Below are 22,728 nucleotides of genomic sequence, written 5' to 3'. Positions count from 1 at the left end.
ACTGATAATTACTTTTACTTTTGCCCCGTAAACCAAATAAGATACTTATGAAAGCATTCAGACTTACAATCTTGTTTATTTTTATCATAAGTTTGGCTCACGCTCAGACCTATGATGTAAAGGGTACCGTAAAGGACAATACAGGTATGCCACTGGTGGGTGTATCGGTAGTGGTGAAAGGTACTACGCGTGGGGCTTCGACTGATATGGATGGTAATTTTGCCATTAATAAGGTTGAAAAGGGGAAGGTATTAGAGTTTTCCTACATCGGCTACGTTACGGCTTCGTTACCTGTCCGTTCGGCTTCACCTATGAATGTAGTCCTAAAGGAGGACAATCAGCAGTTGGATGAAGTGGTGGTGATCGGCTATGGACTTCAGAAGAAGAAGGACGTAACGGGGGCGGTATCGCTCGTGGGTGAGGAGACGCTCACTGAGCTTAAGCCCGTGAATGCCTCAATGGCTTTGCAAGGGACGACCTCAGGGGTAAGCGTGAACACTGCCTCAGGGTCGCCTGGGGGGAATATCAATATCCTTATTCGCGGGGTAAGCTCTAATGGCAACAATGCGCCCTTGGTGATTGTCGATGGCTATGAGGGGGCACTTAACAGTATTAGCCCTGACGACATCGAGAGTATCACGGTGCTTAAGGACGCTCAGGCGGCGATTTATGGTATTAAAGGTGCCAATGGGGTGATCTTAGTAACCACCAAAGGCGGACGCAAAGGGATGGCTCCGAAGGTGAAACTCAGTACCTACACAGGGGTGCAACAGACTACCAAGAGGCTCGACTATATGAATGCCACTGAGTATGCCGCACTGCTCAACGAAAGCTATGCCAACAATGGCGAGGCATTGCCTTTCCCGAACTTGGCAAGCCTTGGCAAGGGCACTGATTGGCAGGACTTAGTGTTCCGCAATGCCTTTATGCGCAATGTCAATGCGAGCGTATCGGGCGGTGGAGAACGCGTGTCCTACTATTTGGGGGCTTCTAATCTTACCCAAGATGGGATCGTAGCCAGCGAGAAATCGAATTACACCCGTAACAACGTTAGGGTAAGTCTTGGCATTGATATTACAGATAAGATTAAAACAAGCCTCACTGCCAATTACTTTAACAATCAGCGTAAGAGTATCTCCGAGAACGTATTGGGCTCTGTACTTTTCAATGCGCTGAACTTTGCCCCTACCTTTGGGGTGAATGATGAAGACCGCAAAGGCTTTGTAGGCAACGAGGTGATCAACCCGCTGGCTCAGATTAACAACACTTACAATGCGTATGATGGCAATGGCTTAGAAGGAAACTTCCAGCTTGATTATAAGCCTGTCAAAGGGCTTTCCCTTACTTCGCGCATTGGCTTTAAGACTTATGCTGAGAAGAAAAAGGAGTTTAAGCCTATAGCTGACTTTGGTCCTGGGAAGATTTACAACGTTACCCGTAGTACCGTAGTGCAGGATAAGAACGAGTTCAATTCCTATACTTGGGAAACCTTTGGTACGTATGCACATACTTTTGGTGAGAGCCACAATACAGCGTTCACCCTTGGGGCAAGCGTACAGCGGCAATGGGATAACTACCTCAGTGCCACAGGCTACGATATCCCTAACAACTCTTGGGACTATGCCGATATAAGCCTTACCACAGGTATTAATGACTCTAAGACTAACAGTGCGGCTATCAACGACTCGCGCCTCACTTCCTACTTTGGACGTGTACAGTACGACTATAAAGGCAAGTACCTCCTTTCGGGAATGCTTCGTCGTGATGCTTCTTCTGATTTCCCTAAGGACAATCGCGCTGACTACTTCTCGTCTGTAACAGCAGGTTGGAAGATTTCAGATGAACCATTCCTCAAGGATATACAGTGGCTTGGCTTTTTGAAGATCAGGGGTAGCTATGGTACCCTTGGTAGCAATGTAGGTAAGAACCTCTATAAAGTGCTTCTCAATGGACAGGCAGTCTATGTGCTTAACGGGAAGATTGTCAATGGAGCTGCCCTAGGGGCACTGCCTAACCCTAATGCCAAGTGGGAGGTGGCTGAGAAGACAGACGTAGGTTTTGACCTTAACCTCTTTAAAGACCGCTTGGGTATTGTCTTCGATTATTTTATTGAAGATCGTAATGACCTGCTCATCACTAACTTCCCTGTATCGGGCATATTGGGTACGGGCGCACCAGGGGCTAAGAACCCTACCGTTAATGCAGGAGCGACCCGCAACAAAGGTTTTGAGGTAGCGTTGAACTATAACCATAAGTTCAATGATAATGCTTCTTTCTCAGCAAGTTATAATATCACTCGCGTAAAGGGAGAAGTAACGGCTATCAATGGTGATGTTATCCCTGAGGGAGGTGAGTTTAGCGTAGGGCAATTGAAACCTTCGCGTATGGAAATCGGGCAACCGATAGGTTATTTCTATGGCTTGCAGACCGATGGTATCTTCCAAAACCAAGCCGAGGTCGATGCTCACCCCAGCCAAGCGGCTCTCGGGGCTGAGGCTAAGCCTGGCGATATTCGCTATAAGGACGTAAACGGCGATGGCAAGATAGACTTCAACGACCGTACCTACCTTGGTAAGCCTGTTGCTACTTACTATATGGGGCTGAACCTCAGTGCTAAGTACAAGAACTTTGACCTCTCTACTTACCTCTATGCAGAGCTTGATAAAGAAATGGTGCGCAACTATGAGCGCTCACAGCCTAATGTCAATAAGAACCGCTATTACCTCGGGCGTTGGCACGGTGAAGGCACCAGCAACGAAGTGCCACGTGCTACCACAGGGGCAACTACCAATAACCTCTTCTCCGACTTCTTTGTAGAGGACGCTTCCTTCCTGCGTATGCAGAATGTACAGCTCGGCTACAACCTACCTAAGCACCTACTCGAAAGTCTCAGGATAGAAAATATGCGCATCTATACCTCTGTGAACAATGTCTTTACGCTCACTAAGTATCGAGGGTATGACCCTTCCGCTACCAATGGTGATGCCATCGGTGGGGGGATTGACTATGGTTTTTATCCCCAAGCGCGTCAGTATCTATTAGGCATTAATGTAACTTTTTAACATCTAAAGCTATGAAAAGTATTCAAATAAAAATAATGAGCACCGTAGCACTCTTCTCCTTGTGCTTGGCTTGCTCTGACGATTTCTTAGATAAGACAGATACCTATGAAATCAACTCTGAGGCTTACTTTAACTCAGAAGACGACTATAATAAGGCACTCATCGGTGCGTATGAATTGTTGCACTCCACCTACAAGAATGTGCTTTTAGGTGAGATAGCCTCTGATAATACCCTCTGTGGTGGTGAAAGTGCTAATGATGTGATAGGCTTCCAGCAAGTAGATGCGATGATCCACACGCCTGTGAATGCACAGCTCAAAGATATATGGGATTGGATGTTCGCAGGAGTAAACCGCGCGGCGTATATCTTAGAATTTAAAGACAAGACAGCCTTTGCGGATCGTGATATGATTATCGGTGAGGCGCGTTTTCTCTACGCTTATTATAACTTCGAGTTGGTAAAGTGGTTTGGGGCTATTCCTATCAAACCCGACAAACGCTTTGCGCAAGGTGATGAAGCTAAGTTACCCCGCAGCTCAAAGGCTGAGGTCTATGCCCTCATTGAGCAAAACCTCCTCTTTGCCATTGAGCACCTACCTACCACCCCTCCTAAGGGCGAAGTAGGGCGCGCTACCAAAGGAGCAGCACAAGCATTGCTCGGCAAGGTATACCTCTACCAAGATAAGTTTGACAAAGCTGCGGAGGTACTCGAAGCAGTGATCAGCAGTGGCACTTACTCCTTAGTAGCAGACTATAACAGCATTTTTGAAAAAGAAGGTGAGAACGGGGCTGAGTCTGTATTTGAAGTGCAGTACACCGATGCTGATGGTGCGAGTTTCGACTGCCTACAGTGCAGCAAAGGGAATGTTGCTGTGGGCTTTAATGGTATTCGCAACTACAATGGACCTTTGTTTGACTCTGGCTATAGCTTCAACGTTCCTACCAAAGAGGCTGTCGCTGCTTTTGAAGAGGGCGATAAGCGCAAGGATGTGGCTATATTGGACATCGTAGCATGGGCAGCAGCTCAAGGGGCTACTTACTCCGAAGGCTATAACCATACAGGCTATTTCAACCGCAAATATCTACCTCGCAAAGGCGACCTGAATATGGGAGATGCCAACCTCACCAATCCTAATAACTACCGCGCCATCCGCTATGCTGACGTCCTCCTGATGGCTGCCGAAGCCCTCAATCGTGGCGGTATCAGTGATACACGTGCACAGCAATACCTCAACGAGGTGCGCAAACGTGCCTTTGGCGATGATAACCACAAGGTTACCGCTACAGGTGCCGCCCTCACTGAGGCTATATGGAACGAACGCCGCGTAGAGTTCTTAGGTGAAGGGCTTCGCTTCTTCGACTTGGTTCGCACAGGGCAAGGCGCTAAGATACAAGGCTTTACCGTTGGTAAAAATGAAGTCTTCCCAATTCCTTATGAAGAAATTAAATACGCCAACGGCAATTGGCAGCAAAATCCTAACTATTAAAATACCAGAGTTATGAAATCATTACGATATATATACACGGCATTGCTATGTTTTACGCTCATAGCGTGCAAAGACGATTTCGGCGATACGGACTTGCTCAGCAACGATGTTGCCCCTAAGGACGTAGTCGCTACCTTCAAGGTAAAACAGGACAATTCAGGTGAGGTAACCATCGTGCCCACTGCTACAGGGGCTGTCCTCTACCAGATCTATTTTGGTGATAGTACTACCACCCCTACCACTGTGAAGGTAGGTGAGGCAGCTACGCATACCTATGCTGAAGGCAAGTACAACGTGAAGGTCATCGCTCAAAGCCTCTCGGGCAAGCAGACAGAGTTGATACAGCCCCTTGAAGTCTCCTTTAATGCACCGGGAGACCTGAAGGTGAAGATCACTAACGACACTTCTGTCTCCAAGAAAGTGAACGTTACCGCTACGGCTACTTATGGCATTACCTTCGATGTCTATTTTGGAGAGAAGGCTGATGAAAAGCCCGTCTCAGGCAATATAGGTAGTACCATATCGCACGTTTATGCAGCAGTAGGTACTTACACCATCACCGTAGAAGTCAAAGGAGCTGGCTCGGCAACCACTAAGTATACTCAGGCGGTGCAAGTTACTGCCCTTTCCCAACCGACAGCCTCTGCCGCTACCCCGCCAGCGCGTTATGCTGCTGATGTGGTTTCTATCTTCAGCAATAGCTATACCAACCTTAGTGGAACTGACTTCAATCCTAACTGGGGGCAAGCTACCCAATATACCGCCTTTGCCCTCAGCGGTAATGATATGCTCCAATACGCTAAACTCAATTACCAAGGCATACAGTTTGCCAATGCTACCGACCTTACGGCGATGCAATACCTCCACCTTGATGTATGGGCAAGCGGCGTGAACAGCTTAGAGATCTTCCTCATCAGCAAATCAGGGGGAGCGGCTACCGAGAAGAAGGTGACCAAGACTCTCAAAGCTGAACAATGGTTGAGCATTGATATTCCACTTACTGACTACACCTCACAGGGCTTAACAGTAGATGATATTCACCAGATAAAACTCGTAGGCGACCCAGCAGGAGGCACTGTCTTTATTGATAATCTCTACTTCTACCGCAAGAGCAATAGCGTGCTTGTGGAGAACTTTGAAGGCACTGCCCCTGCGCTTACTTCCTTTGGGGGTATGGCAGACGCAAAGGTAGTATCCAATCCCGATGCCTCAGGGGCAAACACTACCAAGAAGGTAGTGCAGTTCACTAAGACCGCAGGGGCTGAAACTTGGGCAGGCACCTTCTTTGAGACTTCCGCACTGAAAGAACTCCCTACCTATAGCAAACTCCACCTGATGGCTTATTCTCCTAAGAAAGGCGTAAAGGTATTGGTGAAATTAGAGGGCTCCGATAGCAGTATCAACCACGAGGTAAGTGCTACCACCACCGCTGAGAACACTTGGGAGGAACTCACCTTCGACTTTAGCAAGGCCCCTCAAGCTGAGTACCTCAAAGTAGTGGTCTTCTTCGACTTTGGCAACCAAGGTGATGGCACCACTTACTATTACGACGAAATAAAATTAACAAAATAATTAAACAATGAAAAAACTCTTTTTTCTTATCACCGCAATTGTCTTTGGCATAGCAACTTTTCTCATTAGTTGCTCCAAAGATAAGAACTTTGGAGACCTCATAGCTCCAAGTGCCTTAGAAGCCTCCTTTGAAGTGCAAGGAGCCAATGATGCCAATCCTCACGGCGATGGCACAGGCTTTGTCAATTTCACAGTAACGGCTAAGAACGCAACTACCTTCCGTATCGATTTTGGCGATGGCAGACACGAGATGAGCCCTTCAGGCAAATTCAGACACCAATATACCAAAGTAGGTACCAACACCTATACGGCTGTGATCAGTGCCGTAGGCATAGGTGGATTGATGACTTCTGTACAAAAGGAAATCAGTGTGCTGAGTACCTTCTCCGATGTGGAAGCTGAAAACCTCTTAGCGGGTGCCAATGTAGGCGATAGCAAGACGTGGTATTGGGCTTCCGATATGGAAGGCTTTGCAGGCTTAGGTCCTCAGGAAGCTGATAATGGCAATGGAGAATTTGCCTATGCCGCTTGGTGGAATGCTTCTGCCAATGATGCTTCACGTACTTGTATGTATGCTAATTCTTTTATCTTCAAACGTACAGATAGCGGTATCACCTTTGAGCAAACTGCCAATGAAGTGTTTATTCCTGGTGCCTATGGTACAGATGTTTTAGGACTTGAGAAGGATAGATGTTACGGCACTGACGTGGTGAAGAGTATCAAAGGGGTGAAGAATGTTTCTTTCTTCCCATCTTCGTCAAAAGCAGCTAAGGAAGGTAAGTATAACAACAAACCTTATCGTGGCTCTGCCTTTGAGATCTCCGACAATGGTATGACGGGTTGGTGGGTAGGTGCCAGCACTTACGACATCATCAGCGTTACCAACACTACCCTGATCGTGCGTATAATGCAACCTAATAGTCAATATGCTTGGTATCATATCTTTACTTCGAGCAAGCCAGGGGCAAATAGCAACAAAACCACTTTTGACAAGCTCGTATGGCAAGATGAGTTCGACAAAGATGGCGCGCCTGATGCCTCTAAATGGACTTACGACCTCGGCAATGGCCAGTGGGGTTGGGGCAACAATGAAAAGCAATCCTATACCGACAAAGCAGACAACGTGATCGTAAAGAACGGTGTACTGAAAATCACAGCAAAGAAAGAAGGTAGCGGCTATACCTCAGCCCGTATCAAGACGCAAGGCTTGTACGAGTTTACCTATGGGAAAGTAGAGATCAGAGCCAAACTCCCTTCAAAAGCAGGTACTTGGCCTGCCCTGTGGATGCTCGGCAGTAGCATTATCAATCAGGCTTGGCCTAAGTGCGGCGAGATTGATATGATGGAGCAAACAGGCACTAATAAGAAAGAAGTGCTCGGTGCACTCCACTGGCTCAATGCAGCAAACAATCAGCACGCTGAGTACTCCCTGAGAACCAATGTAGATAACACTGCTGAATACCACGTCTATTCAATGGAGTGGAATAAGGACTTTATCCGCCTATTCATTGATGGAAAACAGTTCTACGAGATCATCAATAAGAACGAACTGCCTTTCAACAGCAAGTTCTTCTTGATAATGAACGTAGCCCTTGGCGGTACGCTTGGTGGCAATATCCCAGCGGACTTTACCGAGGATAGTATGGAAGTGGATTATATTCGTGTATATCAATAATAGTTCCTCCTTTCATTAATCACTTCCCTGAAAGAGGGTAGGGGGCTTCATAGCCTCCTGCCTCTTTTAAAGGGAATGTGTTATAGCTTTGGAGGCGCTTATCATATCGAAAGGAGAAAGCATTGTAATAAAGAGACGCTACTAACTGTATAAGGGAAAAGAATTAAGAAAATAAGGGAACAATATGAGAAATAAAATACTGAGTATTATCTTCGCGGGCTTCGTGGCTATTGGCTGCAATAACCCCAAAAAGACACAACCACAGCAACAGGCAGCACCCGCAAAGGTAACTATTGAAAAGGAAAATGGTAAGTTCTCACTGATGGTGAATGGAGCCCCCTTCTACATCAAAGGAGCGGGCTTAGAGTTCGGAGATGTTGCCGCTTTGGCAAAACACGGCGGCAACGCCTTCCGTACTTGGCGTGTGGATAATGGGCAACGATCGGCTAAGGAGATCCTCGACGAAGCTCAAAAGAACGGGCTTATGGTGATGATGGGCATTGAGGTAGCGCGTGAGCGTCACGGCTTTGACTATAACGATAGCGTGGCAGTGCGCCAGCAGAAAGAGCGTATCCGCAAGGAGGTTACCGCCCTGAAGGATCACCCTGCGCTGCTGCTCTGGGGTATCGGTAATGAGTTGAACCTCGAATACACCAATCCCAAGGTGTGGGATGCGGTGAACGACCTCTCAAAGATGATCCACGCAATTGACCCTAACCACCTTACCACTACCTCGCTGGCGGGGATTACACAGGAGAACATTACGCTCATCAAAGAGCGTTGTCCCGACCTCGACCTGCTCTCGGTGCAGCTATATGGCGACCTCGGCGAGCTGCCCACCAAAATAAGGCAGTATGGCTGGGAGAAGGCTTATATCGTAACTGAGTGGGGGGCTACGGGCTATTGGGAAGTGCCTACCACCGCGTGGAAAGCCCCTGTGGAGGAGCATTCTTCGGTGAAGGCGGCTAACTACCTGAAGCGTTACAACGAGGCAATAGCCAAGGATACTGACCAATGTGTGGGCTCGTTTGTCTTCCTCTGGGGCAACAAGCAGGAGCGCACCCCTACGTGGTTTGGTATCTTCCTTGAGGACGGCTCAGAGACGGAGTCTGTGGACGTGATGCACTACCTCTGGAACGGCAAGTACCCCGATAACCAGTCGCCTAAGCTACAAAGTTTTACGCTCAATGGTAAAACAGCTTACGACAACATCACCCTACAAGCAGGCACTACTTGCACTGCACAGGCAAACATCAGCGACCCTGATAGTGACCCATTATCAATTCGTTGGGAACTGCTGCGTGAGGCTACCGACTTGCGCTCGGGTGGCGATGTTGAAGCGCGCCCTGAGGCAGTGCCTATCACAGCGATGAAAGGCGAGGGAAGGCACATCACCTTCAAGGCACCCAGCAAAGGGGCTTATCGCCTATTTGTCTATGGCTACGACGGCAAGGGACACGCCGCTACTGCCAATATACCTTTCCTCATTAAATAAACAATAAGTTGTTAGATTGTCAAGCAAGGAAGGCTATCCAGTTATTTGGGTAGCCTTTTTTATACACCTTCTCCCCTACTCTTTCTGTGCGCCAGTTCCTTATGAGCAGCCTAAAAACAAAAAGATAGCTCTTTTTAAGAAGCCCCCTTTTTCCTACAAAAGCTACATACAACCAATCATACAAAAAAGAAAAGCTCTCCTTAAGACAAGGAAAGCTTTCATTGGTTTACTATAAACCCGTGTAAAAGTATTTACACAAAACAACACAACTAATTCTTCGTTGCGGTCTGGACGGGACTCGAACCCGCGACCCCATGCGTGACAGGCATGTATTCTAACCAGCTGAACTACCAGACCTTCTCAATATGTTTCTCTTACAACCCGCAGCCATTACTGCTTCATTGCGGGTGCAAAGGTACGACTATTTTCTGTACTACCAAATTTTTTCGAATAAAAATGTAATCTTTTTTGAAACTTTTTCAACCCTCTATTGATTGTCAGTAGATTACAAAACCATTCTATAAGTACTAAGCCTATATTACACTAAAAATTGCTACCCTTACTCGAACTTTTCTGATATAATTCCACTGCTTTGCTATCAGTCAGACTTGCAATATAGCAGGTGATTCCCATCACGCGCTCATAAAGTGTCCCTTCGCTGCGATACCGCTCTGGCAGCTTCTTGAGTATCAATCGGTCAAAGGAAGTCTCGCGTCCATTCTCCTCATTGACAATAGCTGTAAAGAAGATGTCGAGCAAACCCTGCAATATCACATAACCCGAAATCTCTTTCTCTACCACCTCTTCCGATTGATAGATGTATTGCCTACTACAATCGAGCACATCCTCAATCTGAGGTCTGTACTTGCTGAGTTTCAACAGTGAAGTGTGAAAATCACCAGCTAAGATGGTTGCTTCATTCTGCAAAAAGATCTCCGTAGCATCTTGCACTAAAGCCCCAATTGAGACCGCTCTAAGGTAGGCAATGCGCTCCTCCTTAGTGCGCAACTTACTGTATTTCTCAGTAATAATACGCTGATCAATAAGTTTACCCAAGTACTCCAAAGCCAGATCCTCAGAGAGTAGCCCCAAGTTGATACCGTCTTCAAAGTCAATGATAGTATAGCAAATATCGTCAGCCGCCTCTACCAAGAAAGCCAGCGGATGCCGTGCGTAGCGCAACTCATCAGTGCCTGCTGTGGCAGTACTCCGCAGCTGCAACACTTCTGCCATCTCTCTAAAAAACTCCCGCTCCGACTGGAAAAAACCGTACTTCTTATCAGCGATATTCGCCGTAGGCTTCACAGGAAGCGACTCCTTGGGATACTTAGTGAAAGCCCCCAATGTGGCATAAGTAAGCCTCACACCACCCTCTACCCCTGGTCGCGTCTCGTTCAGCAGGCGAAACCCATTGGCATTGCCCTCGAAGCTACACAAATCCTGATACTCTCGCTCGGTGAGTAGGTGCTTAATGGCAGTGCCTTTCTTATACTTAAAGAACTCACTAATAGCCCGTTCACCACTGTGCCCAAAGGGCGGATTGCCAATATCGTGTGCCACCGCAGCCGCTGCCACAATCGCCCCAAAGTCGTTCACCTTATAGCCCAATTCAGCGAGGTGAGGATAACGCTCTAAGATGGCACCCCCTACGGCACGCCCTAGGCTGCGCCCCACTACCGATACCTCAATGCTGTGCGTCAGACGTGTGTGCACAAAGCCCGTATGCGAGAGGGGGATCACCTGCGTCTTATCCTGCAAACTGCGGAACGCACTAGAGAAGACCACCCTATCGTAGTCCATATCAAAACTCAGTCGCGTCTCGTGTTCATCACGACGCAAACGCTGTTTGGTGTCGCCGTATTTGTTTAGTGAAAGTAATTTCTCCCAGAGCATAGATTAAAGTTATTAGGGCACAGGGTCATAGCCGCTACCTCCCCACGGATGGCAGCTGCTGATGCGCTTAATCGCCAGCCAACCCCCTCGCCACAAGCCGTGCTTTTGCAGTGCCTCAATAGTGTACTGCGAACACGTAGGCGTATAGCGACACGTAGGGGGCTTCAGAGGCGAAAGCACCCTTTGGTAAAATCGTACTAAAAATATAAGCAAATATTTCATTAGTGGTCAGGAGTCAGAGACCAGCGATCAGAGACAAACAGCAATCTGACCTCTGACCTCTGATCCCTGATCTCTATTCAGCAAACTTTTCTACCACCTCTTGGCTTACGCCTGTGCTCGAGAAGCCGCCATCGTGGAATAGGTTCTGCATTGTTACCTTGCGCGTAAGGTCTGAGAAGAGACTCACGGTGTAGTTAGCACAGTCCAAAGCCGTAGCGTTGCCCAGTGGCGACATCTTATCGGCGTAAGCGATAAAGCCATTGAAGCCCTTTACGCCCTGCCCTGCGGTAGTAGGCGTAGGCGACTGCGAAATGGTGTTTACACGCACTTTCTTCTCCTTGCCGAAGAAGTAACCAAAGCTGCGCGCGATAGACTCCAAATACGCCTTATTATCCGCCATATCGTTATAGTCGGGGAAGGTGCGCTGTGCCGCCATATAGGTGAGGGCTACAATGCTGCCCCACTCATTCATCGCATCGTTCTTGTGCAACACTTGGCACACCTTGTGGAATGATAGTGCCGACACGTCCCAGCCCTTAGCCGTAAAGTCGTAGTTCGACTCCGTATAAGGGATATTTTTACGCACATTCACCGACATACCGATGGAGTGCAACACAAAGTCGAGCTTGCCCCCGAGGATTTCCATAGCCTTCACTACGAGGTTTTGCAAGTCGTCCATATTCGTAGCATCGGCAGGGATAATCTCAGCCCCAGTCTTTTCAGCCAAAGCCTTTATTTGCCCCATACGCATAGCGATAGGCGCATTGGTAAGCACAAACTGCCCACCTTCTTCGTGTACGCGTTCGGCAGTCTTCCACGCAATTGAATTTTCATCTAAGGCACCGAAGATAATGCCCCGTTTTCCTTTTAATAAATTATACATATTCTTACTTATTTTTACATTTAGACTGCAAAGATACTACTTTAATTCTTAACCACAATATTTTTAGCTAATTATTTACTGCCTATTCTCCATTTTCTTGCCCACTAAAATTCACTATCCTCTCTCGCGCTCACACCTCACAGAAAACCCAATAGAAATTTTTTCTAACGCCATCAATACGGATGAGGTACGGTATCAGTACGGTATCAGTACGGATGGAGACAAGTAATTTTTAGGCAAGTCTAAATCAGGTAAAAACATCATTCTTGGATATTTTTACTGTTCCATACGCTTTTTATAGACATTCATTTAAAAAAACTACACTAAAAATCACTCATCATCAACCACTTTCTTCGCCCCTAACTTCTTAAGCACCTTCTTATCCACCTCATACGCCTTAACGCGTGAGGTCTTTACGTAGAGCGTCTTACCCCGTATTTCAGCCTCTACCTTGCCCGACTTATGTTTGTTCTTTATGAGATAGTAAGGATAGCCTGCATTAAAATGCTCGCTGACGGTCTGCACCTTGCCTGTACGCCCAAAGGTAAGCGTAGTAGGCTCTCCCGCTTTCTTCTTTGCTGCATAGTACATCGGCACAAAAGGCGAAGTGAGGCTGTCCTGCTCCATTTTCAGAAGCACATCGCCCTTCTCTATGCCCATCTTACGCGCCGTTACCGTGTCATTTTTAAAGCCCGCTACACGCAAACCCTTGCCCTTGTACATATAATCGTATTTCACCCCAAAATCAGCCTTATTATTCATCACCTTGTCCTTATAAGGCTGCTGCCAAGGCTTTGCCTCAACTAAGGTGTCGAGCTGTTTTAGCTTCAGCCACGCAAAACCACTATTGCTAACATCATCCGCCTCCCAACTGAATTTGGTAGGCATTGTACGCTTATTATTTTTGATAAAGCTGAGCAGCCCCTCCGATTCAGCAGGTAGATAACTCATATCGTGCGCCCCTTCCAAAGCGCGAAAAGTAACGTTAGGGTTGTACTTTTTAAGTATATCCGCTGCCGCCTGCATCTGGTCAAGAGGATAAAGCACATCGCCCTTGGTATTGATGATGTAAAGTGGGCGACCGTTTGTGTTCTCAGGGTAAAGCCCTGCCTTACTGAGCATATTAGCCACCTTCACACTGCCCTTCATCGCAATGAAGCCCGCAAAAGGCTCAGGGTGCTGCATCGCAAAGCAATACACCCCCGACCCTCCATCGGAAAAACCACTGATAAACACCCTGTCTTCATCAATGGGGTACTGCCCCTTCACCGTTTCTATCGCGCTGAGCACCATCTGTTGCCCCACACTGTCGAACCACTCGGCACCCTTCTGTCCAAAGGGGAAGAGCACATAGAAATCACCCTTATCGGCAAGTGCTATCAGGGGCCACTTCTTCGCATAGCCCACAGGGTCAGCCTTCACCGCAGGAGCCGATACCGCCCCGTGCAAGAATACCAACAAAGGCTTCTTCTCACCTCTCGCCGCTCGCTTCTCGCTTTTGCTCCCTGTTCCCTGCTCCCTGTTCCCTGCTCCCTGTTCCCTGCTCCCTGTTCCCTGCTCCCTGTTCTCTGCTCCCTGATCTCTGTCATAAATGACGTATGGTCGTTCCACGCCATCACTACATTTGATTGTAAACTCCTTAAATTGCTGAGCGTGCCCCGCTCCTAAGCCCATCACAAAGGCTACTATTAGGTAATAAATTTTGTTCATCTTAGTTGGTGTGCCCTTGGCACTATTTAATTATTCTATTCAATTTACGGCAATGCCACTGCTTTCCCTGTAGCTTTCACCGTAGGCATTTGGGCACCCGTAGCCTTCAGATGGTTACGGAGCAACTTAGAAAGCGCACGCACTTTCTCAGGATGTTGCGCCGCTACATTATGCTCCTCAGAAAGGTCGTCTTTGAGGTTGTAAAGCTCCTTTGCGCCTGTCTCGTGGAAGTATATCAGCTTCCAATCGCCTTTGCGTACAGCACTGTGGGGCGCAATACCCAAGCCCTCTGCATCCCACTTATTAGGAAAATGCCAAAATAGCGGTCGCTCTGTCTCACCTTTTTTGCCAAGCAATAGCGGCAGAAAGCTCTTGCCATCTACTTGTTGTACGGTTTTAGGGTGTCGCAAACCAGCCACCTCCAAGAGCGTTGGAAAGTAATCCTCAATGATGAGGGGTACCTCGCACTTGCTACCTGCCAGCACCTTTCCCTTCCAAAAGGCGATCATCGGCACGCGCGTGCCCCCCTCATAAGCCGACCCCTTGCCACTTTTCAGCGGTGCATTATGCGTATTGGGTACCCCCGCACGCCCTACAGCACTCAGTCCGCCGTTGTCGGACATAAAGAATACCAGTGTGTTATCTAAGAGCTTATGCGCTTTGAGGTAGTCCATAATATCCCCCAAGCTCTTGTCCATACCCTCCAACATCGATGCGTACTTAGCCTCCACCTCTGGCATTCCTTTATCTAAGTATTTCTGATAAAACCGCTTATCGGCTTCCATAGGGATATGTACCGCATAATGCGACATATACAGAAAGAAAGGTTTCCCCTTGGGGCGCACATCGAGCTTTGCCAAAGCCTCACGCGTGAGTGCCTCAGTGATGAAGATGTCCTGCCCGTGATACTTCTCAAGGCCAGGCACATTAAACGGACTATTGCCACGTGCAAAGTTGTTCGTCCCCAGATAGCTCGCCAAGCCTCCTGCCGCGTGCCCCGCTACATTCACATCGAAGCCCATTGCCAGCGGGTCAGCACTTGAGATGCCAAAAGCCCCAAAGTGTGCCTTGCCCACGTGCACGGTGTAATAGCCCTGCTCGCGAAGCAATTCAGGCAGCGGAGTAGCCTTGTAGGTAAGGCTCTCAGAGGCAGTGCCCACCGAAATGCCGTTGACGTTCCACTCGGGGAGATCGAGCACAGGGTCAGCCCAATCAGTAGGCGTATCGCGGTTGAGCGTCCAATTGGTAACGCGGTGGCGCGCTGCATTGCTACCCGTCATCAGGCTCACACGCGAAGGCGAACAGATCGCCGTGGCATACGCATTGGTGAACTGCATCCCCTGCCCAGCAAGAGCCTCCATTGCAGGGGTCTCATAAAGCGTATTAAAATGGCTTTTCTGCTTATCAAAAGGCAGGGATGTGTCTTGCCAACCCATATCGTCCACCAAGAAAAGCACGATGTTGGGTTTGGTGGTATCCTCCTTAGGCTTCGTAGTGCTGCAACCCGAGAAGAGTAGCAAGCCTACAATGGTAAAAATAAGTTTCTTCATTGGTCTGAAAAATTTGAGGCAAAGGTATAGAGAATATTCGAAACCGCAAAAAAAATGCGCCACCCATTTACGGATGGCGCACTGATCTTTTCTACTCACACCTCGTTGAAGTAAGCCTCTCCACAGTGATGCCCAACACTTCGGCATACTGCTCTAAGCGCTTTTTAGATAGCCGCTTAAAGAAAAACGGACGGGAGTGCAGCTTCACGAGCCACACAGGTAGCCCTACACTGGCAGCAAGCACCCCATAATCCATACGGTTCTTAAGCATATAGTACGGCAACGGACTCCGCTTGCCTGAGAGGGCTTGCTGGCGCGCCTCTTCCATCTGCTCAGCAAAAAGCACCATTGAGGCTCTGATAGCCGTAGTTTTCACATCCCAACCTACGCTTTGCAGGGTGGTGTAGTTGCCTTCTTCATCAGTGGCATAGCACAGCTCTGTAAGCCCGCCGAGGGCACCGAGCTCTTGTGGTACTTCATTTTCTTTCATTGTGTTACATCTGGTTTAATCACTAAATTCATCTCAGCAGAAGCCAGCAGCCGCTCCTCTTCATACACCTGGCACTGCATTGCGCAGAGTATATACGCCTCAGAGTCGAAACGCGAAAGCAATGCTGCCTTAGTGCATACAGTGCTACCCACTGCGGGGAGCGCAAAGATTTCAGCCTGCTTAATGGCACTGATATAGCCTACCACGTAGTTGCTCGAATCCTCAATGCCAAAGAGAAACTGCCCCACTATTGCCGAGCAGGTCTGTGCCATATTTTCAATGAGCCCCACCTCAGCAAAACGACCACCCTCAACGAAGATACAATCGCGCACAACAGCAAACTCCGTCACCACGTGCGTATTGCTGATGTCGGTAATTGTATCCACCATAAGCATCGGTGGCTGGTGGGGTAAATATTTGTCTATCCGTATGTTCATAGTGTTTAGGGATTAGGCTTCGCCAGAGAGTAGAGAGCAGAGAGTAAATTGCTAACGCGCCGAACTCATTACTCATTACTCTCTACTCATTAATCATTAGCTAAAACTGTCTTCATTTCTCCTTCGGCAATACGTTCATCGCCGATAAAGGTCTGCATTTTCACTAAGGTTACGTCCATAAACTCCTGAATGATGACGATCTCAGTGCGCAACACCTCACCCACACGGGGCAATCGTGCGATGTTGATCTGCTTGATAGCTCCAATATAGCCCATAGGTGCTGGTTTCCCATTGAGATAATAGTAATAGCCTTTGTGCAGGGCGATGCTCTGTGCTATATGCTCAATCAAGCCCGACTCCGAGAAGTAGCCTCCTCTGACAAAGAGATTCTCTTCAGTGATCGTAAGTCCAGCCTTTCCCGTTTCAGGCGTATAGGCGAGCAAAGCATCAACCATCACCATCGGTGGACGCTGCGGAATGAGTTGCAATATCTTGTCTTTATCCATTTCAATGTTCAATGATCCCAAATTCAGCTTTTAGCTTTGAGCTTTTAGGGCTAACGTGCTGAACTCTCTACTCATTACTCTCTACTCATTGTAAGAAGCGCGTACGTATACGAAAACCTTCCGCTTTCGGGTACCGACAGCAGTACGCTATCCCCTGCCTTCAATCGCCCTGAGGACATCAACGCCTCGAGCATCAAGTAAGCCGAGGCAGACCCTACATTGCCCACCTCAGGCAAGTTGATAAACCAACGATCCAACGGAATGTCAATACCCACCGACTTCAATTGCGCATAAAGCCGCTCCTTAAAGTAACACGAGGAAATGTGCGGCAGAAAGTAGGTGATATCCTCAGCACGCAAACTGTGCTTGTCGAGGGTAGCGCGCATACTCTCGGCACCCTTCACTAAGATATGCTCATTGAGCAACTTCACATCCTGCTTAATGGCAAATACCGACTCGCTGAGCCACGCCTCGGGGGCGTACTCACTCCACCCTTTAAGGCTACCATCCGCCTGCTTATCGCCGCCTGCATACATACAAGCCTCTAACTGGTGCGCATACGAGTAGGCATCCATCCACTGAATGCGTAAAGAACCTTTGCGCGGCTTATTTTCCAACAAGAAAGCACCCGCCCCATCGGAGAGCATAAACCGCAGAAAATCCTTCTTAAAAGCCACTATCGGCTGTGCTTCTAAGGCAGCGAGTGCCTGCACTTCATTGTCATACTGCTCGCGCCTGAGCCAAGTAGATACGCGCTCCGAGCCCGTGCACACCGCATTACTGCTATTGCCCGAACGCACCGAAAGGTAGCCAAATTTCAGCGCATTCATACCCGAATTGCACACCCCTGCCGAGGAATTCAGCTCCATCGAATGCCCGCCCAAGAGGCCGTGCACCATCGCTGCGTGCGAGGGCAACAGACAGTCGGGCGTAGAGGTGCCACACGAAAGCACCTCTATATCCGCAAGTGAAAAGCCCTCACCCAAGAGTGTGCGCACTGCCTCAGCCGTCAGTTGAGCGTTGGTATGTGTGGGGTGCCCCTCGCTGTCGAGAGCGTAGTAGCGTGTCTGTATGCCGTTATTGCGCAACACAATACGCCGCGCCTTAGAGGCAGCATCGCCTATCTTGCCCAAAAAAGCCTCCATCGCATCATTGCCCACAGGCGCATTCGGCAGATACTTCCCTGCCTTCGTAATATATACCTCGTTCATAAAATTCTCAATAAAGGGCAAAAGTACAACTTTTTTGGAAATAGGAAATAGTTGTGGAAGAAAAAACTGAAAATATAAGGGCGTACTACACCCCTCTCGCCTCCTGCATCTCCCTGCGTATCTTCTTATACGCCAGCGGGTAAGTAAGCCAATACAACAACGCTACTATCGGCATCAACACCCAAATCGCCACATACAGATACGCCCGAAAACACTTCAACAAAAACTCGCGGCGAGGGCTACCATAGATAAGTCGCGCCCAGATGCCAAAGAGCCTATTGCCCTTCTTCTCCGCTGAGAGTAGAAAAGGCTTTAGGTGCACTGCCCCACGCGCTACAAGCTCCCTTTGCAGAGGGGCGTAATCGCCTTGCAGGGTATAGTACGAAGCGAGTTCACCATAAGCAGCTGCCCCCTTGATATCGTCCTCAGACACACCCGCCTTAGGCAGCCATCGCTGCTTAGGCTCAGGGTTGCCGCTGAACATCCATTGCACTATGGTAATCACGCTGATATGGTTGGCGTGCCTGTCCGTCAGGGCGATATTGCCCACGAGCTCCGCCCCTACTCCACTCAGCAAGGCTTTGACTTTCTTCTGAGCTTGCACCCACATATTGCGCGTGCCCGAGAGCGTAATCACAGATTTGCCCGCGATGAGCCGCTTGCCTGCCTCGCTCTTTAAAAAAGAAGTAATAGGAATTGAAGGTGAAAGATACCACACCTGATACGCCAACACGATAAGGTCGTAGTCCTTCTCAGCAATCGACTCAGGAATAGGCTGTAAGGCTTGTGGCACTTGCAGATACGACTCAGGAAAAGCCCCAAAGAACGCCGCATCCGTCCACGGAAAAGGAAAGTCCTCCACAGGCTTTATCTCGTACCAATCCACCGCGATGGACGTATCTTCAAAGCCCCGCATAAAACGCTCGGCTATACGCCGCAACTGCCCCGACTGACTGTAATAGACCACTAAAACCTTCTTCATCACTTTTGCCAAAAATCAAAATAGTTAAACCACTGCAACGGATAGCGCCGCAGCATCTGTTCCGTATGGTCGATATAAGCATTGAGCAACCCCTGTGCATCGCGGCGCTTCACCTCAGCCACACGGGCGTAAAGGTGATAGTGCAGATGGCGCTCCTTCATCACATACACAAAAATCACAGGAGCCTCCAAACGCGAAGCGATCAAGAAGGGACCCGCAGGAAACTGCGCTTCCTTGCCCAAAAAAGGCGCACGAAGCGACTTCGAGCCTTCAAAATAGCGATCCCCCGTAAAGCAAATCACCTCATCGCGGTTCAGTGCTTGGTGTATCTCGAAGATATGGCTCATATCATCCTTGATGTAAATAAACTGATTGGTAGGATGTTGGGTACTGATACTGTCGATGTAGTCCTTAATCACCGAGCGCTCCATATCGGTAGTTACCGTACTGATCTGCAACTCCAAATCCACCTTGCGAAAGAAAGGCTCAGCGATCTCAAAGTTGCCTATATGTGCCGAGATGAGCACCCCACACTTGCGCTTAGCGAGCAACTGCGTAAGGTGCTCCACCCCATCGAACTCAAAGGTAAAACGGTCTTCCAAGCCCGAAAGGATAGCGATCTTATCGATGATCGTCTGCCCGAAGACGAAGTAATTCTTATAAAGAGAAATCACCGATCGCGCGCGCGAATAACCCTGCCGCTGGCGAAAATAAGCGTACAGATAGCCATTGGAGCGCCATTCAGTAAGAAAATAATAGAAAGCGACGAATATAAGCAAAATATAAGCCGCATAAAGCCCCAAATGCTTTATCAAAAACACAAAAATACGGTAGCCAAGTACCGTACCTTTTGATTTGCCTTGCCATTTCGTCTTGGCATTCGCCTCCTTATCCATTGATTTTCTGATCTAAGGTAGTGTAAAAGTCATCAAAAGTAACCACCGACTTAAAGTCAGCTTCTGTGAGTTTCACCCCGAGTTGAGCCTCAATCACCACTACCAAATCCACGTAGTCGAGGCTGTCCAAGCCTAAACTCTCGCGCATTGGTGCCTCAGGGGCAATCACGCTCCTATCCACCTCAAACTCATCGACAAAGATGTTATCGACAATCGTTATAATCTCTTCTCTGGTCATAAATAAAACTGCTAAATGTTCTCAGGCGGCAAAAGTACGATTTTTTTTTCAAACAGCAATACTCTGACTCTCCACAAAAAAGAAAATCACACACCACGCCCATCGAACACCTAACGGAGCCATATCGGAGCGCTATCGAAGCAACCTCGTACAGCAATCCCCTTGAATGGCTCAAAAAGCAATCACTGCACTTTTTGACATAGGTGTTCCTGCCATAAATAAACACCTTACAAAACTGAGCAAGCAAAGTAAAAAGCTGATGCAGAGTATGATATTTTTAATAAACCCAAAAAGATAAACGCTGACTTCGACAAAGAAATTGAACAGATACTCAAAAAAAATACACTTGTAGGTTGAACCTGCTCTCTTAAAATTATCCATTATTCATTGTACATTATACATTATTTCGTATCTTTGCCGCTCATTTCAATAGAAGATCAACTTTATGGATATACTGAGATTTATCACTGCGGGAAGCGTCGATGACGGTAAAAGCACGCTCATCGGGCGACTTCTTTACGACAGTAAGAGCATTTTAGCTGACCAACTCGAGGCTTTGGAACAGCAATCGAAGAATAAGAATGCTGATGGCATTGACCTTGCCATCCTCACTGACGGACTGCGGGCTGAGCGTGAGCAGGGCATCACTATCGACGTGGCTTACCGCTACTTTGCTACCCCGCGCCGTAAGTTTATCATAGCCGATGCGCCAGGCCATACACAGTACACCCGCAATATGATCACGGGGGCTTCGAACTCCGACCTGATCGTCATTCTGGTCGATGCCCGTAATGGGGTAACCGAGCAGACCAAGCGGCACTCTATCATCGCCTCGCTGCTCAATATAAAGAAGGTGGTGGTCGCTGTCAATAAGATGGACTTAATGGACTACTCCGAGACGGTATTTAACACCATTAAGAAGGATTACGAGGCAGTAGCAGCGCGCTTGGGCTTGAAGGATGTTACTTTCTTCCCTATATCGGCTTTTGTGGGCGACAATATCGTCAATACCTCTGAGGCAATGCCTTGGTATAAGGGCATTTCACTTTTGGATTACTTAGAGACGGTAGAGATCAATGCACAAGCGTATGACGAGCCGCGCTTCCAAGTGCAATATGTGATACGCCCTCAGACGGAGGAACTCCACGATTACCGCGGCTATGCAGGCCAGATCATCTCTGGCACGTATAAGCAAGGCGACAAGCTCAAGGTATACCCACAAGAGATCGCTACCACCCTCAGCAAGATAGAGATTGCGGGCGAGGAAGTGCCCGAAGCACGTGCAGGCGAACCTGTAGTGCTGCACATCGCGGACGACATCGACATCTCACGCGGCGATTACCTCATCCCTGAGGGGAGCACCCCTGAGATGGGTCAGGAGGTGGAAGCCGTAGTCTGCTGGCTCGACAAGCGACAGCTCACCGAAGGCAACAAATACCTCTTGCAGCAACGCAGTCGCACCGTGAAAGCTATTGTGCGTGAGATTGACTACAAGATAGACGTCAATACCCTTGAGCACACCGATGCCTCTGAGGGTGTAAAGCTGAATGAGATTGCTCGCATACACCTGAAAACGGCTGCACCTCTCGTGTACGATGCCTTTAAAGAGAATGCGCCTATGGGCAGTGCTATCCTCATCGACGAGACAAGCAACGCCACCGTAGGAGCCCTTATGCTGCGAGCCGCAGAGGCATAATGTAGGACGACAGCCAAGTTAGTCGTAGAACAACAAGCTAAGTTATAAAAAAGCTGACCCACACAAAAGGTCAGCTTTCTTTTTCTCCTTTCTCTATTTCCCAAAAAAGTCGTATCTTTGCCATAGAAATACAGCCGTATGAGATACCTATTAATCACATTATCAATGCTACTGACCTCGTGTGGAATCTTCTACAAGAAGATTACCCCACCTGAGGTATCGTATACCTACACAATACCACAAGTTAATACAGTAGGCGATAGCTTGTGCTATTTCGAGGATAATTACCTCATCAGGAATCGTCAGCAGCTATGGGAGCTTTACCTCTCGGGCAATCCTTACCAATTAGGGCTCAACTCGGGGGCACTGACCCAGCGGCTCTATCACCGTCAGGACAGCCTACTCTTTACGAAACTCAACGACTTTGTCCCTTCGGTGCGCAAACAGCGGTTTTTAAGACGATTTATCAAGTGGTTTAACCGCGACATCAACAACTGTATCATTCCACCTTTAAAGGAAGAACTTTTAGGGCAATCGCGCTATTCGGATACACTCTTCAACTATATTGCTCCCCCTTATGAACGAGCCCTTTACCTGCACTCGGCACACGACTTAGGGCACGCCTTGCAGGACTTGATGCTCGTGGGCTGCTCATCGCTTGCCGTATGGGGCGACTACACCGCTGACGGGCAGCTGCTCATCGGGCGCAACTTCGACTTTTAC

19 protein-coding genes and 1 tRNA gene (1 of these 20 cut by a window edge) are annotated in these 22,728 nt (G+C 48.3%); 7 read left to right on the top strand and 13 right to left on the bottom strand.

What is annotated here, in order from left to right; genetic code table 11:
• Positions 1-47 precede the first annotated feature (47 nt).
• The 5 genes from AXF12_RS03895 (at position 48) to AXF12_RS03875 (ending at position 9,291) form a co-directional block, all read left to right on the top strand.
• A complete protein-coding gene (locus tag AXF12_RS03895) occupies positions 48-3,062 on the top strand; it encodes a SusC/RagA family TonB-linked outer membrane protein (RefSeq protein ID WP_066428496.1) in 3,015 nt (1,004 codons plus the stop codon).
• Positions 3,063-3,073: 11 nt separating this feature from the next.
• Positions 3,074-4,549: a RagB/SusD family nutrient uptake outer membrane protein gene (locus AXF12_RS03890; RefSeq protein ID WP_066428494.1), complete on the top strand. Its 1,476-nt coding sequence runs from the start codon at positions 3,074-3,076 to the stop codon at positions 4,547-4,549.
• 12 nt (positions 4,550-4,561) lie between these two features.
• Positions 4,562-6,121 carry a PKD domain protein gene (locus tag AXF12_RS03885; protein ID WP_066428492.1) on the top strand — a complete coding sequence of 520 codons (1,560 nt, stop codon included), beginning with the start codon at positions 4,562-4,564 and terminating at the stop codon, positions 6,119-6,121.
• 7 nt (positions 6,122-6,128) lie between these two features.
• The gene (locus AXF12_RS03880; protein ID WP_066428491.1) at positions 6,129-7,796 is read left to right on the top strand and encodes a glycoside hydrolase family 16 protein; all 1,668 of its coding nucleotides are present in this window, start codon (positions 6,129-6,131) and stop codon (positions 7,794-7,796) included.
• Between the two features lie 184 nt (positions 7,797-7,980).
• Entirely contained in the window at positions 7,981-9,291 is a 1,311-nt protein-coding gene (locus tag AXF12_RS03875) for a glycoside hydrolase family 2 TIM barrel-domain containing protein (protein WP_143325004.1), read from the top strand.
• Positions 9,292-9,574: 283 nt separating this feature from the next.
• Here AXF12_RS03875 and AXF12_RS03870 read toward each other — a convergent pair.
• The 13 genes from AXF12_RS03870 to AXF12_RS03810 form a co-directional block, all read right to left on the bottom strand.
• Positions 9,575-9,648, bottom strand: a tRNA-Asp gene (locus AXF12_RS03870).
• A 186-nt stretch (positions 9,649-9,834) separates the two neighbouring features.
• Positions 9,835-11,184, bottom strand: a complete 1,350-nt coding sequence (gene dgt / locus AXF12_RS03865; protein WP_066428489.1) for a dGTP triphosphohydrolase — start codon at positions 11,182-11,184, stop codon at positions 9,835-9,837.
• Between the two features lie 12 nt (positions 11,185-11,196).
• Positions 11,197-11,406, bottom strand: a complete 210-nt coding sequence (gene yidD / locus AXF12_RS03860; RefSeq protein WP_066428487.1) for a membrane protein insertion efficiency factor YidD — start codon at positions 11,404-11,406, stop codon at positions 11,197-11,199.
• A 73-nt stretch (positions 11,407-11,479) separates the two neighbouring features.
• Positions 11,480-12,289 (bottom strand): enoyl-ACP reductase FabI, encoded by an 810-nt coding sequence (locus AXF12_RS03855; protein WP_066428484.1) that lies wholly within the window; start codon positions 12,287-12,289, stop codon positions 11,480-11,482.
• A gap of 330 nt (positions 12,290-12,619) precedes the next feature.
• A complete protein-coding gene (locus AXF12_RS03850; RefSeq protein ID WP_074860750.1) occupies positions 12,620-13,999 on the bottom strand; it encodes a prolyl oligopeptidase family serine peptidase in 1,380 nt (459 codons plus the stop codon).
• Between the two features lie 44 nt (positions 14,000-14,043).
• Positions 14,044-15,549, bottom strand: a complete 1,506-nt coding sequence (locus AXF12_RS03845; RefSeq protein ID WP_082752969.1) for a sulfatase — start codon at positions 15,547-15,549, stop codon at positions 14,044-14,046.
• 91 nt (positions 15,550-15,640) lie between these two features.
• Positions 15,641-16,039, bottom strand: a complete 399-nt coding sequence (locus AXF12_RS03840; RefSeq protein ID WP_066428478.1) for a DarG family dialkylresorcinol biosynthesis protein — start codon at positions 16,037-16,039, stop codon at positions 15,641-15,643.
• Positions 16,036-16,476 (bottom strand): hotdog family protein, encoded by a 441-nt coding sequence (locus AXF12_RS03835; protein ID WP_066428476.1) that lies wholly within the window; start codon positions 16,474-16,476, stop codon positions 16,036-16,038. The genes AXF12_RS03840 and AXF12_RS03835 overlap by 4 nt, the downstream gene beginning before the upstream one ends.
• An 89-nt stretch (positions 16,477-16,565) precedes the next feature.
• Entirely contained in the window at positions 16,566-16,982 is a 417-nt protein-coding gene (locus AXF12_RS03830) for a hotdog family protein (RefSeq protein WP_066428474.1), read from the bottom strand.
• A gap of 74 nt (positions 16,983-17,056) precedes the next feature.
• Positions 17,057-18,193, bottom strand: a complete 1,137-nt coding sequence (gene darB / locus AXF12_RS03825) for a dialkylresorcinol biosynthesis protein DarB (protein WP_066428472.1) — start codon at positions 18,191-18,193, stop codon at positions 17,057-17,059.
• A gap of 85 nt (positions 18,194-18,278) precedes the next feature.
• Positions 18,279-19,175: an NADPH-dependent FMN reductase family protein gene (locus AXF12_RS03820; protein ID WP_066428470.1), complete on the bottom strand. Its 897-nt coding sequence runs from the start codon at positions 19,173-19,175 to the stop codon at positions 18,279-18,281.
• Positions 19,175-20,071: an LpxL/LpxP family acyltransferase gene (locus AXF12_RS03815; RefSeq protein ID WP_066428468.1), complete on the bottom strand. Its 897-nt coding sequence runs from the start codon at positions 20,069-20,071 to the stop codon at positions 19,175-19,177. The genes AXF12_RS03820 and AXF12_RS03815 overlap by 1 nt, the downstream gene beginning before the upstream one ends.
• A complete protein-coding gene (locus AXF12_RS03810) occupies positions 20,064-20,309 on the bottom strand; it encodes a phosphopantetheine-binding protein (protein WP_066428466.1) in 246 nt (81 codons plus the stop codon). Before AXF12_RS03810 ends, AXF12_RS03815 begins: the two co-directional genes overlap by 8 nt.
• Before the next feature lie 445 nt (positions 20,310-20,754).
• Here AXF12_RS03810 and AXF12_RS03805 point away from each other — a divergent pair, with 445 nt between their 5' ends.
• Together AXF12_RS03805 and AXF12_RS03800 are read left to right on the top strand one after the other, a co-directional pair.
• The gene (locus AXF12_RS03805; RefSeq protein ID WP_066428465.1) at positions 20,755-22,005 is read left to right on the top strand and encodes a sulfate adenylyltransferase subunit 1; all 1,251 of its coding nucleotides are present in this window, start codon (positions 20,755-20,757) and stop codon (positions 22,003-22,005) included.
• 138 nt (positions 22,006-22,143) lie between these two features.
• Positions 22,144-22,728: the beginning of a C45 family peptidase gene (locus AXF12_RS03800; RefSeq protein ID WP_066428462.1), read on the top strand. Its footprint extends 1,056 nt past the window's final position; 585 of the gene's 1,641 nt are visible here — the first part of the coding sequence; it begins with the start codon at positions 22,144-22,146; the stop codon falls past the right edge of the window.

Origin of the sequence: Capnocytophaga haemolytica (genome assembly GCF_001553545.1) — a bacterium.
GTDB classification, from domain to species: Bacteria; Bacteroidota; Bacteroidia; order Flavobacteriales; family Flavobacteriaceae; genus Capnocytophaga; species Capnocytophaga haemolytica.
This window is presented reverse-complemented; position numbering and strand designations above follow the sequence as displayed.